Here is a 14,220-nt window from a genome sequence, read left to right as displayed (position 1 = left end):
CAGGCGCGCCAAATGGCGGAAAACCGCCATCAGCGCGCCTTTTCGGGAGGGTCAGCGCCGGTCGACGACCGCGCTGAACATGTATCCGACGCCACGAACAGTCACGATCGCGGCGGGCCGTCCTTCATGGGACAGCTTGCGCCGCAACCGGCTGATCAGCACGTCGACACTGCGATCGGACGAGGGCGCGTCGCGCACACCCGCCAGTTCCATCAGCCGCGCACGGGCAATCACCGCCTGGGCATGATCCAGCAACACGGCGAGCAGCGAAAATTCCGCTGCCGTCAATTCGACCAGCGCGCCGGCCGGGTCGGTCACTTCGCGCCGGGCGAAATCGACCACCCAGTCGTCGAAGCGCGCCTGGGTCTGGCGACGCAGACCCAGCGCCCGTTCGCTGCGCCCGCGCCGCAGCACGGCGCGCAGACGCGCCGCCAGTTCGCGGGTCGAATAGGGTTTGGCCATGTAATCGTCGGCGCCCAGTTCCAGGCCGACCACCCGGTCGACCTCGCTGCTGTCGGCGCCGACCAGGATGATCGGCACATCGCTACGCTCACGCACGTCGCGGCACAGGTCCATGCCGTCCGGCCCGCGCAGTCCTGCATCCAGCACGACCGCGCCGACCGGCATCCGGTCCATGGCACTGAATATATCGCTCGACGAGGCCGCAGGCAGAGCGCGAAACCCGCTCTGCTCCAGGAATTCGCGCACCTTGTGCCGCAAATCCTGCTGCGTCTCGGCGACCAGTATCAGCGGTGGACTCATCAGCCCTTCACGGTCAGCGCGCGTACGCTGTCCAGTTCATTCACCAGCACGGCACGGTCCTGCTGCGCGACCGACACGGCCTCGGCATTGCGGGCGCTGGCATAGCGGGCGACCTCTGCGTCCACCTGGCTGCGGGCAGCGGCGCAGGTGCCGGCATAGCTGCCCGACAGCGGGGCGAAGCGATGGACCGCCTTGCCGAAGGCCGGCACCGACTGGCCCTGGGCCGCGACGGCGCGGTCGACGCGCACATCGGCCTGCCAGCGGCAGACCGGGATGGCGTTGCGATTGCCGAAGCGCGGCTCGACCTGGGTGAAGCGCACCGACGATGCGGTGTGATAGCTGGCCGTATAGGCCTGAGCGCCGTGGGTCAGTTCGGCGCTATGGATCGGGGTGGAGGAAGCGGCGAGCGCCGCGACACTGGCAAGGATCGGCAACATGGGTGGCTTCCCTTCGAAACAGACAATATCCAGCAATAAGCGGGATCCTTCCGACGGGTTTAGGCAGGGAGAATGTCTCCCCAATATGCCGAACGTTACAAATTATTGCTGTGCCGCAGCATGCCGTCAAGCGACCCTTGCGATCACCGGACCGGCCTGACGCGGCCGCGCCGCCCCCGACAGGGCCTCGATCAGCCCGGAAAGCCACAGCGCATCGGCCACGGCGCGGTGCCGCGCGCTATGCAGCGCATCGGCATGGGCCATGGCCGCCGCGATCCGCGGCTCGTCCGCACCCCACTCATCCAGCAACAATGAGACATGATCGATCGCGAACGGCGCCACCACGGCCTGCGTATCGGCCAGCGTCTGCAGCCAATATTGGTCGATCACGCTGTCCGCGACCACGCGGCAGCCGGCGACCGCCGCCGCCAGTTGCGCCAGCACCACGTCCGCCGGCTCGCCCTCCGCCTCGATCCGGGCGCGCGACAGGCCGTGCAGCGCCTCGGCTTCGGCGGTCCAGTCCCAGCCGGTCCAGGCTGCATGCGGTCGAATGATCCAGCTGCGGGCAATGCCGCCGCCTGCTATGCCCACTTCGATCGGGAAGGATCGTCCGTGCCTGGGCAGGCACGACGCCTCGAAATCGATCGCCATGATGGTCAAAGGCTCTCTCCGAATAATTCCACGTCCGCCCCATTTTGGGTCTGGCCGTCCACGTCTGATACGCCCCTGTCTCCTCCAACTATGTCAGGCCGATGTCATTGGCCATCAGGATTTTCGGAAAAGATGCGAACCGACGGTCCGGTGCGACCGGTGCGACCATCGCACCGGATTTCAACCGCCTATGGCCAGCGGCCTGCATTGCCGCTACCCCATGGCGATGACGGACGGACGACTGCGGGACGCGAACGACTAATGTGGGTGTTGCTGGGCATCGCCCTGATCGTCGCGGGCTTCGTGCTGCGCTTCAATCCGCTGCTGGTGATCCTGGCCTCGGCCATCGCCACCGGCCTTGCCGCCGGGCTCGATCCGATCACCATCCTCGCCGCCTTCGGCAAGGCGTTCAACGACTCGCGCTATGTCTCGGTCGTCTGGGTGGTACTGCCGGTGATCGGCCTGCTCGAAGCGCATGGGCTTCAGGAACGGGCACGCGGCCTCATCGACCGGATGCGCGGCGCCACCACCGGCCGTTTCCTTCTCTTCTATCTTGTCGCCCGCCAGATTTCGGCCGCCATGGGCCTGATCTCGGTTGCCGGCCATGCCCAGACCGTGCGCCCGCTGGTCGCGCCGATCGCCGAAGCCGCGGCCGAGAAACAGGCCGGCGCGCTCGATGAGGAGCAGCGCGACGAGATCAAGGCCTGGGCCGCCGCGACCGACAATGTCGGCGTCTTCTTTGGCGAGGATATTTTCCTCGCCATCGGCTCGATCCTGCTGATCAAGGGGCTGCTGGAGCAATATGGCATCCTCCTTGAACCGCTCCAGCTCTCGGTCTGGGCGATCCCGACCGCGATCACCGCGCTGCTTATCCATGGCTTTCGCCTGTGGCGGCTCGACCGCCGGCTGAACGCGCAGGGTGCCAAGGAAGCGGAGCACACGGCATGATCACCCTCCACTGGGTCTATGCGCTGATGGGCGCGGTGTTCGCCGGCTATGCCCTGCTCGGCGCCGCCGATCGCAGCAATCCGCGCCGCTTCACCACCGCCGCCTTCTGGGCACTGCTCGCGCTCAGCATGTGGGCAGGCGACCGGCTCGGCGACATCGGCAATGGCGCCCTGGTCCTCGGCCTCGTCGCCATTGCCGGCTTCAAGGGGCTGGGGCGCGGCAGCGGCGGCGTGCCGCTGGCGGAGCGGCAGGCGCGGGCCGACCGCCATGGCAATGGCCTGTTCGCCATCGCCCTGGTCATCCCCGTCACCGCGCTCGCCGGCACCTTCCTGTTCAAGGCGTTCCCCGCCTGGATCGATCCCAAGCAGACCACCCTCATCTCGCTGGCGCTGGGCGTCCTGATCGCGCTCGCCATCGGCTGCACCTGGCTGCGCGCCCGGCCGATCGTCGCCCTGCAACAGGGGCGGCAATTGATGGACTCGGTCGGCTGGGTGGGCATATTGCCGCAGATGCTGGCCAGCCTCGGCGCGGTGTTCGCGCTTGCCGGCGTTGGCGATGTCGTCGGCGGCATCGTCCGCCTCGCCATTCCCGATGGCAGCCTGCTCGGCGCGGTGATCGCTTATGGCCTGGGCATGGCGCTTTTCACCATCGTCATGGGCAATGCCTTTGCCGCCTTCCCGGTGATGACCGCCGCGATCGGCATCCCGCTGCTGATCCACCATTATCATGGCGATCCGGCGATCATCTGCGCAATCGGCATGCTGGCGGGCTTCTGCGGCACATTGCTGACCCCGATGGCCGCCAATTTCAACCTCCTCCCCGCCGCGCTGCTGCAGCTCAAGGATGAATATGGCGTGATCCGCCGCCAGGTCGGCACCGCCCTCCCCCTGCTCTGCGTCAACATCCTCCTGATCTATTGGCTGGCCTTCCGATGACCCGACTTTCCCAAGATATTGCCGATCGCTTCGCTGCGCTGACCCTGTCCCATCTGGGGCGCCAATATCCCTACAAGATGGACCTGACCTATCAGGGACCGGAGGATGCGCGCATCCCGGCGGAGCATCATCCGATCTTCCATGGCAGCTATGACTGGCATAGCTGCGTCCATGGCTGGTGGCAGGTGATGCGCCTGCGCCGCCTCTATCCCGCCATGGCCCAGGCCGATGCGATCCGCGCTCGCGCCGACATGATGCTGGTGCCGGACAAGGTCGCGGGCGAGCGCGCCTTCCTCACCCGCCCGACCGCCGGCGGGTTCGAGCGCCCCTATGGCTGGGCCTGGCTGCTCGCGCTCCATGCCGAACTCGCCCGGCAGGACGGCCCCTGGGCCGCCGCGATCGAACCGCTGGCGCTCGATTTCGCCGCGCGCTTCCACGCCTTCCTGCCGAAAATGACCTATCCGCTGCGCGTCGGCACCCATTTCAACAGCAGCTTCGCGCTGATCCACGCCCATGGCTGGGCCAAGGACCGCGATCCCGCGCTCCAGGCCCTGATCCGCGAGCGCGCCCTTGCCTGGTTCGGCCAGGACCGCGCCTGCCAGGCCTGGGAACCGGGCGGCGACGAGTTTCTCTCCTCGGCGCTCACCGAAGCGCTGCTGATGAGCCGGCTGCTCTCGCGCGATGAATTTGCCGACTGGTTCGGCGCATTCCTGCCCGATCTTCTGACCGGTCAGCCGGCCACCCTGTTCACCCCGGCCACCGTATCGGACCGCAGCGACGGCAAGATCGCCCATCTCGACGGCCTCAACCTCAGCCGTGCCTGGTGCTGGCGCGGCATCGCCGCCGCGCTGGGCGCCGACGCCCCGATCGCACCGATTGCCGAGCAGGCGGCCATCGCCCATCTCGACGCCGCGCTCCCCCATATAGCCGGTGACTATATGGGGGAACATTGGCTGGCCAGCTTCGCCCTGCTGGCGCTGGAGTAACCCCAGCCTCAGGGCATGTTGGCGAGCAGCAGCTTCATATGTGCCGTCGGCGTGGTCGTGCGCGACTGGAGACGGAACATATAGTCATAGGCCCACCAGGCGCCGCCGCCCCAGGCGGTCCAGCCCAACACCGCCGACGACGTCTTCAGACGGCGCAGCATGTCGGGATATTCCTTCGCGCATTGCGGCTGGCCCGACGCGGCAATCTCGCCGAAGAACAGCTTCACCTTGTATTTCTCGGCCCAGGTCAGCGCCGCATTCACGCGCTGGCCGGCCTTGACCTCGCACTTGTCGGTGGTGCCGGTCGACCAGGCATCCAGATATTGATGCACTTCAAACGCGTAATTCTTGCCGGGATCGACGAACTTCACCGCCTGCGCCGCATTGCCCGAACTCACCCAATTATGCGCCCCGGTCCAGGCCGTGCCGGGGATCAGCAGCTTGTTGCTGATCTTCTGGGCGCGGATATCCTTGGTCACCTGCCCGGCAATGGCCCACCATTGCGCCGCCGTCTGCCGGTTTGGCTCGTTCATCAGGCCGATCCAGACCTTGGGGTTGGACCGATAATCCTCCATGATCTTGACCCAGGCATTGGTCAGCGCCGTCGTCGCCAGCGTGCCGCTGCCGACCAGGGCCGCAGAGCCGTTCACCTGGCGCGCACCATAATTATGCATGTCCAGGATCACCGTCAGGCCCAGCGCATTGGCCTGGGTCACGACGGACTTCAGCGCCTTGCGATCGACCTCCGACAAGGGGCCATAGAGATTGGGCTGCAACCTTTCCCAGCGAAACGGCACGCGCAGCAGCTTGAAGCCCTGCGCCGCATAGCTGCGCATTTCCGCCGTGCTGGGATAGATATAGTTTGTGCCCAGCTTGCCGCCGGTGCCGCCAAATTCGCCACCGGAAATATTGATGCCCGGTAGAATCTTGGACGTGCTGGTCGCCGTAGCCGCCGGCACGGCGGCTGCTGCCGCCGCAGCATAGGCCTGCGCCGCCGTCGTGGTCGGCACCGTCGCGCTGGTGCCCGTGCTGGCGGCTGGCGCGGTACTGGCCGATGACGGGATGGTGATCACCCGTGCGTCCGGCGCATCCGCCTCGCCCCCCGATAGTGTAACGGCCGCAAGAACACCCGTCGCGGCCAGCGCAACCACAGCGGCGGCAACGCCGCCCCCCATCTTCTTCATGAATTGCCTACCCTGTCAGACCCAAAAGGAGGCGGGCCCTTAGCTAGCCTAGTTAGACAATGTCTTCACCCGGTTGCGGGATTTGGTTAAGCCTCCGACAGGCTGTTCCAATAATGCGCCATATGGGTTTTCCCTTAGGCAAAACTCCCGATCCGCCAGGGAAAACGGGGGCAGACCATTATTCCCATGACCGCAAAATCAAGCCGGCCCATTTGACCCGGATAAATATCATTTGCCAATATATCCGGGTAATATTAAAGGCGCCTCATGACCGAAGAGGAAAAGCGGGCCGCGATCGCCGCCTACAGGGAGCAGAAAGTCGAAAGCGGCATCTATGCCCTATCCTGCCTGCCCTCTGGCCAGCGCTGGGTCGGCAGCGCGCTCAATCTCGCCACGATCCGCAACCGGCTCTGGTTCACCCTGCGACTGGGCCATGATCAGCACCCTGGCCTGCAGCATGCCTGGAATGCCCATGGCGAGGACGGCTTCGACTTCGAGATTCTCGAACGACTGAAAGCGGATGATCTCGGCGCCGGCCGCGACCGCCGGTTGAAGGAGCGCCTGCTCCAATGGACGGAACAGTTACAGGCGACGCGGATCTGACCGGCCGCCTGCCCTGTTTCAGCCTGCGACTGCCAGCAGCTTGGCGCTCATCGCCGGCCATTCGCTCATATCCCATCCTTCGGGCGTCTCGCGGGTGATGATCTGGTCCGCACCGAAGCAATTGCCGAGGTCAATATCCTCACTCTTCTCGAACGCCCGATCGGAGAGCGAATAGAAGGGGCGGACCTTGGGCAGGGTCAGGTCGTCGGGATTCTGCTCGACCACGATCGCCAGCCGGTGCGATCGCAGCCGCACCAGCGACCCGATCGGATAGATGCCGACCGCGCGCTGGAACGCCTGGAAGATTTCCGCGTCGAACAGCGCGCCGCCATCCTCGTCGATCTTCAGCAAGGCGCGCGACGGATCTTCGCCACTGCGGTGCAAGCGATTTGACGTCATGGCGTCATAGCTGTCGCAGATCGCGGCCATGCGCGCGAACATGCCGATCTGCTCGCCGGCCAGGCCATTGGGATAGCCGCTGCCGTCCAGCCGCTCATGATGGTTGAGGCACACATCCAGCACTTCTGCCGGCATTTCGCCGCCCAGGGTCAGGAATTCATGCGCCAGCGTGGTGTGGCTCTTGACCACGTCCCACTCCTCCGGCGTCAGCGGCGCATCCTTGTCCCACACTTCCTGCGGCACATGGGCCATGCCCATGTCCATCAGCAGGCCGGCAAGGCCGGCCTTGCGGATATCGTCGGGCGACAGGTGCATCTGCTGGGCAAGGCCGATCATCAGCGCGCAGACCGACAGCGCATGCTGATACAGATATTCGCCGCTATTCTTCATCCGCGTGATCGCCATGAAGGCGTGCGGGTTGCGCTGCACGGAGCTGGAAATCTCGTCGACCATGGTTTCCAGCTTGGCCGCCTTCACCGCCTTGCCCAGCCGCACATCCTCATAGAGCTTGCGCATGGTGCGACCCGATTTGCGCGCCAGCCGCTGGGCATGGACCATCTCGGCGCGGATCGGCAGCTTGTCCTTGGACAGCGGATCGAAGGGACGGTCGACCGGCTGGGGCGCGGCGCGGCGCACGATCGTTGGCCCGGCACGGCCGAACACCCGTTCGCGCGGCTCGGCTATCGGCATCACGCGGGATGGCACCGGCTGGGCCGGGGCCACATCCGCACCGCGCGACACGTCGATCGTCACCCACTCGACCTTGCTGGCATGCAGGTCCGCCAATTGCTCGGGATCGTCGAGCAGCATCTTGCGCTTCCAGAAGGGGTGAGAAAACCACGACCCGTCCAGCTTGTGCAAGAACATCCCCAGTTTCACGTCCTGGGTGCGGATTTTTTTCAGCATTTATACGGCCCCGTAGTCCCCGCTTTCATTTCGCAGGTCGTGCCTTTCCAAAAGGTTAAGATCCCTCCTTCCAGCCGCGAAAGTACGGCTTCGCTTTACCGTGCGCGCGTGCGGCAACTGCTTGAAAGTCGTCAATTCTCTTGCCAGGCGCCTGAAGCTGCGCCGGGAGCCGGCCGGCGATGTCGCTGCGCCTACCGCAATCGGCCATTTTCGCTTATCCTCCTGCGGTCCGGACAGGGAGGCGATCGATGCGCGTGATGGTGCTGGTGAAGGCAACGCAGGACAGCGAGGCGGGCGGCCCGCCCGACCCGGAGATGATGGCGGCGATGGGCCGCTTCAACGACGAACTGGAAGCAGCCGGCATATTGCGCATGGCCGACGGCCTGCTCCCCTCCTCTCATGGCAAGCGTATCGCCTTCGACGGCGCCGATCGCCGCGTCATCGATGGCCCCTTTCCCCAGGTCGGCGAACTGGTCGCGGGCTTCTGGCTATGGGAGGTAGCCGACATGGACGAAGCCGTCGCCTGGGTGAAACGCTGCCCCAATCCCATGCCCGGCCCCAGCGAAATCGAGATCCGCCCTTTCCACGAATGGGCCTAGCGCCCCTCATATCCTTGCATTGCATTGATCTGCTGCCGTTTTCCCCCGGAACTCGGTATTTACCCCGATAGCTCTTGGGCCGACGAAGCGGGATCATTCGACCTCCCTTCTTCTCGATTGCCGGCCGCCCCGCACATTTCCGGTCCGGGGCACGCCAGGGACAGGAGATCGTGTGGCGAAAAAGATTTTCGTGCTCGGCGGCGACGGCTTTTGCGGCTGGCCGACAGCGTTGCATCTGTCCGAACTGGGCCATGAGGTCGTCATCATCGACAATCTTTCGCGTCGCCGGATCGACGCGGAACTGGGCGTCCACAGCCTGACGCCGATCGCCATGGTCGACCAGCGGCTGGATGCCTGGCACCAGGTAAGCGGGCGGACCATCCGCTTCCATTATCTCGACGTCGCCCAGGATTATGCCCGCCTCCTTGCCCTGCTGGCGGAGGAGCGCCCCGAAGTGATCGTCCATTTCGCCGAACAGCGCGCCGCCCCCTATTCGATGCGCGGACCGACCGAGAAGCGCTATACCGTCAACAACAATGTCGGCGGCACCCACAATGTCCTGACCGCGCTGGTCGCCTGCGACCTCGACGCGCATCTCGTCCATCTCGGCACCATGGGCGTCTATGGCTATGGCGGTGCCGGCTTCGAAATCCCCGAAGGCTATCTGACCGTCCAGATCCACGACGATGCCGGTGCCCCGCATGACTGGGAAATCCTGTATCCGACCCGGCCGGGCAGCGTCTATCACATGACCAAGTCGATCGATCAGCTGCTGTTCCAATTCTATGCCCAGAATGACCGGCTGCGCATCACCGACCTGCACCAGGGCATCGTCTGGGGCACCCAAACGGCGGAGACCCGGCGCCACCCCGCGCTCATCAACCGGTTCGATTATGAGGGCGAATATGGCACCGTGCTCAACCGCTTTCTGGTGCAGGCGGCGCTTGGCCATCCGCTGACCGTCCATGGCACCGGCGGCCAGACCCGCGCCTTCCTCAATATCCAGGACACGGTGCGCTGCATTGCGCTCGCCGTTGCCCATCCGCCGGAGCGCGGCGACCGGGTCAAGATCATCAACCAGATCGCCGAAAGCCTGCGCGTGCGCGACCTAGCCCGTCTGGTATCCGACCTGACCGGGGCGGCGATCGAATATCTGCCCAACCCCCGCAAGGAAGCGGCAGAAAATGATCTCGACGTCAGCAACGCCACCTTCCGCGCGCTGGGCCTCGACCCGATCCTGCTGACCGACGGCCTGCTGGCCGAGACGCTGGAAATTTCCGCCCGTTATGCCGACCGCGTCGACCAGCGCCACATCCCGGCGCGCACGGCCTGGACGCGGGAGCAGCAGGCGGCGCTCGACCAGGCGGGGCCGATCGAGACGATCCGCCCCGTCCTGCCCGGCGTGGCGGGAGCGGGCCGATGAGATTATGGGTCATCTGCCTTCAGGCGCTGTTGTTCATCGGCCTGCTCATCGCGATCGGCCAGAGCGGCCTGTTCGACACGATCATGGGCCGCAACGTCCGGATGGGCGACCCTCTGTTCGAGGATTATCAGCGCGGCTCCATCCCCTTCATCGATGTCGATGGACGCGATGTGTTCGTGGCGCAGTCGCACCCGGACAATCCCCTGATCCTGTCCGGCTTTCCGGCCTATGCTAGCAAGGTCTTCCGCCTGCCGACCGACAGCCGGCCGCTCAGCGGCACCTATAATATCGCCTTCGCGACCGACGCCGTGCCCGATGCCGAGGGTGCGCTGCGGATCAGCATCAACGGGGTCAAGCGCGCCGACGTCGTGCTGAACCAGGGGCGCTTCAAACGGCGTGCCAAGATCGAACTGACCCCCGCCGAACTGGCCTCGGGCCAGCTGGAGGTCAAACTGGCGCTTGTCGGGCGTGGTCCGATGGCCGAATGCACCCCCAATGAAGCGCTGGCCGCCGTCGTCACGATCCTGCCGGAAAGCGGCCTGCACCTCAAACTGGACAAGGCGCCGTCCACCACCCGCGACCGGCTCGCCTTGTGGGGCGACCTGATCCCGGTCAAATGGGACGAGGATGACAAGGTGGCGGATCTCGCCACCCTGCTCGCCGCCGCGCGGCTGAGCGAGAAAGGCTATGGCATCTATTTCGGCGAAAGCGGCTATGCCGCCCAGGCGCTGACCGACATCGACAAGGGCGCAGCCATCCGTCCCGACCGGACTCAGGCGCTGCGCTATCCGGTCAGCCTGGTCAGCGCGATCGAGAATGGCGGCGCACGCCGCTTCGATCGGGAAACCACTTGGCGCTATCGCTATGATGTTGGGCAATTGCCCAATGGCGAACTGCCGTCCGCGCTCGACCTGCGCCTGCTGCTCGGGCCGATCGCCGAAACCCGCACCGCGCTGTTCGTGACGCTCAACGATCATCTGCTCTTCACCCGCACGCTGACCGATGAGGATCAGCGCTTCAGCCATTCGATCGCGCTGCCGACCGCCGATCATCTGGATCGCAACCAGTTGGAAATCACCCTGACCGCACATGAGCGGGAAGAAATGCGGTGCGGCGCGCGCCGTCTGATCGCCGCGGAAATGCTGCCGGAAACCATCTTGCGGGGCGGCGGCGAACGGCTTGTGCCGGCGATCGTCCAGTTGCGGGGCCTGCTTGCGGCCAATCGCCCGGTCGCCTTGAAGGCCGGCGCACTGACCGCACCGCAGGGACAGGCCACAGCCCAGTTGCTGGGTCAGATGCGGCCCAGCGCCCTTGCCTTCGGCACCCAAAGGCCGGGCACCACGATCGAGGTGCTGACGGGCGACATTGCCGGCGCGCTGGCACGGGTCCGCCCCGCCGGACGGCAATGGCTGGTCCACTTCCCCGATGACCGGCGCGAAGGCGTCATGGTGGAACCCTTCGCGCGTGATGCATCGGCGGCTTGGGCGGCCGTGGCTCTGCTGGTGACGGTCCATCGCCCGGTTCCCGTCCCGCCGCCCGCCACGCCGGCGACCACCCCGCTGCGCGCAACAGCCCCTGCCCCCTGATGCCGCCGCCCCCGGATTATGACCGGACCCAGGCCAATTTCCAGTCGACGGACAGTGTCGCCGGCGGACTGGCCCGTCCGGTATCGATGTTGCGCGCACCCGCTCTGCTGCTGACCTTCACGACCATCGCCCTGTTCCAGCTATGGCTGTTCGAACTGGGCTATCTCGACCGCTTCTTCCGCACCCATGATTATGTGTTCGGCCCCTATCTGGGCTTCAGCGCGATCTCGATCCGGACCTTCATCTATTCCTATTTCATCTCCTTCTCGCTCTATGCGGCGGGATCGGTGCGGGCGCGCATCCTGCTCTGCCTCGACCTATGCCTGCGCTACATGGCGCTCTGCACCATCCTTGACCTCGGCAGCGTGGCGCTGTTCGCCTATGTCGGCACCCCCTTTTCGCTGGCCGCGATCCAGGTCATGGCCGGGCTAATGGGCATGGCGGTCTTCGCCTTCGTCATCATCCGGCGCGGCACCATGCCTGCCCCGGTGCCGGTGCTGCGCGGCCCCCAGCCCAAGGGGCGCGCCCTCTACCGCCTCGCCATTGCCGGCACGATCGCGGCGATCATCGCCATCTGGGCGGCACAGCAACCGATCCTGCTGTTCGAGGAGATGCGCGACATCAGCCTGCTCGGCGGCATCGGTCCGGGCGTCATCCTGTTCGTGCTGCTGACCTTTGCCCAGCTCTATATCGTTGCCGTCACCGAGCGCTATCGCCTGTCGCGCCCCGACTTCGCCGCCCCGGTCAGCGTCATCGTGCCCGCCTTCAACGAACAATATGTGATCGGCCAGACGATCCAGCATATCGACCGCGCCGCCGCCCATTATGGTGCGGAGGTCGAACTGATCGTGATGGACAATGGCTCGGTCGATGGCACGGCGGACATCGCCCGCGCCGTGATCGACGCCTGCTCCGCGCTCAAGGGGCGGGTCGTGCATGTCGCGACGCCCGGCAAGGCCCATGCCCTGAACGAAGGCGTGCTGCATGCGCGCTATCCGTTCATCGTGCGGATCGACGCCGACACGCTGGTGGGCGAGGACAATCTGACGCTGGCAATGCAGAATTTCGCCGATCCCAATGCCGGCGCGGTCGGCGGCGTGCCCTTGCCGCCAGGCGGCGCGATCTTCGATGCGGGGCGCCTGGTCGAGGTGATCGTCAAGCATGGCTATTATTCGCCCGCGCTCAGCGTCATGGCCGGGCTGGTCGGCATTCCCGGCATGTTCGTCATCTATCGGGCAGACGCGCTGCGGCGGGTCGGCCAGTTCGCCTCCGGCATGAATGGCGAGGATACCGACATCTCGCTGCGCATCGCCGAACTGGGCTATCGCACGCTGGTCGATCATCGGGTCAGCTATGTGTCCGAAGTGCCGACCAGCTTCGCCCATCTGCGCGAACAGCGGCTGCGCTGGTTCCGGTCGGTCTATCATGTCAGCGCGCGCGCCCATTCGCTCATCAGCGCCCCGGACTTCAGCATCCGCGGCAAGCTGGTCCTGCCCTATATGCTGATGAACACCGCGCGCCGGGCGATGATGATCCCGCTCGTCATCTTCGGCCTGCTTGAACTGCTCATCACATCGAGATCGATCGCTTTGCCCCATTGGCAGGCGATCGTTGCCGTGCTGGTCGGATCACCCATGGTTGCCGCGGCGATCGCGATCCTGGCGAATAATCGACCCCGCGCCCTGCTGGCGCTGCCCCCCTATATCTTCTTCCGCGCGCTGCGCGCCTGGTACACGCTCGAATCCGCGCTCACCATCCCGATCACCTCGATGTCCACACGCATCCAGATCGGGCGCGACCCCTGGCCGCAAAGCCCGCCGCCCGATCCGCTTCCCCCGCCATCCCCCCCTTCATCGCCGGAGGTCTCATGAAACAGATCGTCATTCCCGCCGCCCTGCTGGGTCTTGCCGCCATGCCCCAGGCCGGCTGGGCCAAGCCGGGCGACCTGTCGGTTGAGGGTGAACTCTCCTACGGGCTCGACGTGGTGCCACCCGACGTGGTCGACAACAGTCCCGATCAGGATCGGATCAAGTCGCTGTTCACCGGCGAAGTGGGCCTGGCCTATGATGCCGGCCCGGCGATCCTGCGCGCGTCCGCGGGCGCCCACATCTATCCCTCCGAAGCCGATTATAATCGCTATCCGCTGACCGTCGGCGCGCAGATCGACTGGCCACTGGCGGCCAAGGGGCAGACCAGGCTGCGCTTCCAGCCCAGCTATGAATATGTGCTGGGCGATGATGGGCGGGTGTTCGATCGCGCGCGCATGGATGTGCAGCTCATCCACCGCCACAATCCTGCCCACACCAGCACGGTGCGCCTGCGTTACGGCTATCGCAACCAGAGCGAACAGCGCTTCCAGGGCTATGACCAGAGCGAGTGGCTGGGCGAATTGCGCCATCTCTGGCGGCCAGGCGGCGGGCAGACCCGCATCATGGGGTCGCTATTGGGCCTGCACGCCAATGCGCAGGCCAACCGCTTCAGCTATAATGGCTATGGCACGATGCTGATCGCCCGCACGCCGCTGCGCGAGGGGCTGGAAGTCTATGGCCGGCTCTATCTGGTCCATCGCAACTACAAGGCGGCCTTTTCCAACGCTTACCCTTTCAAGCGGGAGGATACGCAATTGCGCCTGACCGGCGGCGTCGAACAGGCGCTGACCCGGCGGATCAACCTGTTCGGCGAGGCCGGCTATGCCAGCAATGATTCCAACGTCCCCACCCGCGACTATAGCGGCTTCGTCGGTCGCATCGGCATCCGCTTCCACTGACAATGGAACTGCGAAGAATGTCCGGTCGGACGCA

Annotated in this window: 14 protein-coding genes; 9 read left to right on the top strand and 5 right to left on the bottom strand. The window is 65.5% G+C overall.

Annotated features, from left to right (window positions below):
- Window positions 1-51 precede the first annotated feature (51 nt).
- The 3 genes from U0025_RS02705 to U0025_RS02695 all read right to left on the bottom strand — a co-directional run bounded on the left by U0025_RS02705 (window position 52) and on the right by U0025_RS02695 (window position 1,850).
- Window positions 52-762 (bottom strand): winged helix-turn-helix domain-containing protein, encoded by a 711-nt coding sequence (locus U0025_RS02705; RefSeq protein ID WP_004211073.1) that lies wholly within the window; start codon window positions 760-762, stop codon window positions 52-54.
- On the bottom strand, window positions 762-1,199 hold the full coding sequence (locus U0025_RS02700; protein WP_004211071.1) for a hypothetical protein: 438 nt from the start codon (window positions 1,197-1,199) through the stop codon (window positions 762-764). The genes U0025_RS02705 and U0025_RS02700 overlap by 1 nt, the downstream gene beginning before the upstream one ends.
- A 126-nt stretch (window positions 1,200-1,325) precedes the next feature.
- Window positions 1,326-1,850: a hypothetical protein gene (locus U0025_RS02695; protein WP_004211069.1), complete on the bottom strand. Its 525-nt coding sequence runs from the start codon at window positions 1,848-1,850 to the stop codon at window positions 1,326-1,328.
- A 261-nt stretch (window positions 1,851-2,111) separates the two neighbouring features.
- Between U0025_RS02695 and U0025_RS02690 the strand changes: the two genes are divergently transcribed.
- The 3 genes from U0025_RS02690 to U0025_RS02680 are packed head-to-tail and all read left to right on the top strand — an operon-like array spanning window position 2,112 to window position 4,719.
- Window positions 2,112-2,798 carry a DUF969 domain-containing protein gene (locus tag U0025_RS02690; RefSeq protein ID WP_004211067.1) on the top strand — a complete coding sequence of 229 codons (687 nt, stop codon included), beginning with the start codon at window positions 2,112-2,114 and terminating at the stop codon, window positions 2,796-2,798.
- Window positions 2,795-3,733, top strand: coding sequence for a DUF979 domain-containing protein (locus tag U0025_RS02685; protein ID WP_004211062.1), 939 nt, complete (start codon window positions 2,795-2,797; stop codon window positions 3,731-3,733). Before U0025_RS02690 ends, U0025_RS02685 begins: the two co-directional genes overlap by 4 nt.
- Entirely contained in the window at window positions 3,730-4,719 is a 990-nt protein-coding gene (locus tag U0025_RS02680; RefSeq protein WP_004211061.1) for a DUF2891 domain-containing protein, read from the top strand. Before U0025_RS02685 ends, U0025_RS02680 begins: the two co-directional genes overlap by 4 nt.
- 8 nt (window positions 4,720-4,727) lie before the next feature.
- On the opposite strand, the gene U0025_RS02675 is transcribed toward U0025_RS02680, so the two are convergent.
- On the bottom strand, window positions 4,728-5,903 hold the full coding sequence (locus U0025_RS02675; protein WP_004211059.1) for a glycoside hydrolase family 5 protein: 1,176 nt from the start codon (window positions 5,901-5,903) through the stop codon (window positions 4,728-4,730).
- A gap of 267 nt (window positions 5,904-6,170) precedes the next feature.
- Here U0025_RS02675 and U0025_RS02670 point away from each other — a divergent pair, with 267 nt between their 5' ends.
- Window positions 6,171-6,506: a GIY-YIG nuclease family protein gene (locus U0025_RS02670; RefSeq protein WP_004211058.1), complete on the top strand. Its 336-nt coding sequence runs from the start codon at window positions 6,171-6,173 to the stop codon at window positions 6,504-6,506.
- Window positions 6,507-6,524: 18 nt separating this feature from the next.
- On the opposite strand, the gene U0025_RS02665 is transcribed toward U0025_RS02670, so the two are convergent.
- The gene (locus tag U0025_RS02665) at window positions 6,525-7,811 is read right to left on the bottom strand and encodes an HD-GYP domain-containing protein (protein ID WP_004211057.1); all 1,287 of its coding nucleotides are present in this window, start codon (window positions 7,809-7,811) and stop codon (window positions 6,525-6,527) included.
- Window positions 7,812-8,059: 248 nt separating this feature from the next.
- Between U0025_RS02665 and U0025_RS02660 the strand changes: the two genes are divergently transcribed.
- From U0025_RS02660 to U0025_RS02640, 5 genes are all read left to right on the top strand, one after another.
- The gene (locus U0025_RS02660) at window positions 8,060-8,410 is read left to right on the top strand and encodes a YciI family protein (protein ID WP_004211056.1); all 351 of its coding nucleotides are present in this window, start codon (window positions 8,060-8,062) and stop codon (window positions 8,408-8,410) included.
- Between the two features lie 172 nt (window positions 8,411-8,582).
- A complete protein-coding gene (locus U0025_RS02655) occupies window positions 8,583-9,833 on the top strand; it encodes an NAD-dependent epimerase/dehydratase family protein (protein WP_004211055.1) in 1,251 nt (416 codons plus the stop codon).
- Window positions 9,830-11,419 carry a cellulose biosynthesis cyclic di-GMP-binding regulatory protein BcsB gene (locus U0025_RS02650; protein ID WP_004211054.1) on the top strand — a complete coding sequence of 530 codons (1,590 nt, stop codon included), beginning with the start codon at window positions 9,830-9,832 and terminating at the stop codon, window positions 11,417-11,419. The genes U0025_RS02655 and U0025_RS02650 overlap by 4 nt, the downstream gene beginning before the upstream one ends.
- The gene (locus tag U0025_RS02645) at window positions 11,419-13,290 is read left to right on the top strand and encodes a glycosyltransferase family 2 protein (protein WP_004211052.1); all 1,872 of its coding nucleotides are present in this window, start codon (window positions 11,419-11,421) and stop codon (window positions 13,288-13,290) included. The genes U0025_RS02650 and U0025_RS02645 overlap by 1 nt, the downstream gene beginning before the upstream one ends.
- Window positions 13,287-14,186 (top strand): hypothetical protein, encoded by a 900-nt coding sequence (locus tag U0025_RS02640; protein ID WP_004211051.1) that lies wholly within the window; start codon window positions 13,287-13,289, stop codon window positions 14,184-14,186. The genes U0025_RS02645 and U0025_RS02640 overlap by 4 nt, the downstream gene beginning before the upstream one ends.
- The last annotated feature ends 34 nt before the right edge of the window (window positions 14,187-14,220 follow it).

The organism is Sphingobium yanoikuyae, from assembly GCF_034424525.1.
Lineage (GTDB): Bacteria > Pseudomonadota > Alphaproteobacteria > Sphingomonadales > Sphingomonadaceae > Sphingobium > Sphingobium yanoikuyae.
This window is presented reverse-complemented; position numbering and strand designations above follow the sequence as displayed.

Bases quoted from the DNA above. Each gene is read 5' to 3' on its own strand.
- U0025_RS02665 (WP_004211057.1), bottom strand. From the start codon at position 7,811: ATGCTGAAAAAAATCCGCACCCAGGACGTGAAACTGGGGATGTTCTTG.
- U0025_RS02680 (WP_004211061.1), top strand. From the start codon at position 3,730: ATGACCCGACTTTCCCAAGATATTGCCGATCGCTTCGCTGCGCTGACC.
- U0025_RS02670 (WP_004211058.1), top strand. From the start codon at position 6,171: ATGACCGAAGAGGAAAAGCGGGCCGCGATCGCCGCCTACAGGGAGCAG.
- U0025_RS02640 (WP_004211051.1), top strand. From the start codon at position 13,287: ATGAAACAGATCGTCATTCCCGCCGCCCTGCTGGGTCTTGCCGCCATG.
- U0025_RS02645 (WP_004211052.1), top strand. From the start codon at position 11,419: ATGCCGCCGCCCCCGGATTATGACCGGACCCAGGCCAATTTCCAGTCG.
- U0025_RS02700 (WP_004211071.1), bottom strand. From the start codon at position 1,199: ATGTTGCCGATCCTTGCCAGTGTCGCGGCGCTCGCCGCTTCCTCCACC.
- U0025_RS02695 (WP_004211069.1), bottom strand. From the start codon at position 1,850: ATGGCGATCGATTTCGAGGCGTCGTGCCTGCCCAGGCACGGACGATCC.
- U0025_RS02685 (WP_004211062.1), top strand. From the start codon at position 2,795: ATGATCACCCTCCACTGGGTCTATGCGCTGATGGGCGCGGTGTTCGCC.
- U0025_RS02660 (WP_004211056.1), top strand. From the start codon at position 8,060: ATGCGCGTGATGGTGCTGGTGAAGGCAACGCAGGACAGCGAGGCGGGC.
- U0025_RS02705 (WP_004211073.1), bottom strand. From the start codon at position 762: ATGAGTCCACCGCTGATACTGGTCGCCGAGACGCAGCAGGATTTGCGG.
- U0025_RS02690 (WP_004211067.1), top strand. From the start codon at position 2,112: ATGTGGGTGTTGCTGGGCATCGCCCTGATCGTCGCGGGCTTCGTGCTG.
- U0025_RS02650 (WP_004211054.1), top strand. From the start codon at position 9,830: ATGAGATTATGGGTCATCTGCCTTCAGGCGCTGTTGTTCATCGGCCTG.
- U0025_RS02675 (WP_004211059.1), bottom strand. From the start codon at position 5,903: ATGAAGAAGATGGGGGGCGGCGTTGCCGCCGCTGTGGTTGCGCTGGCC.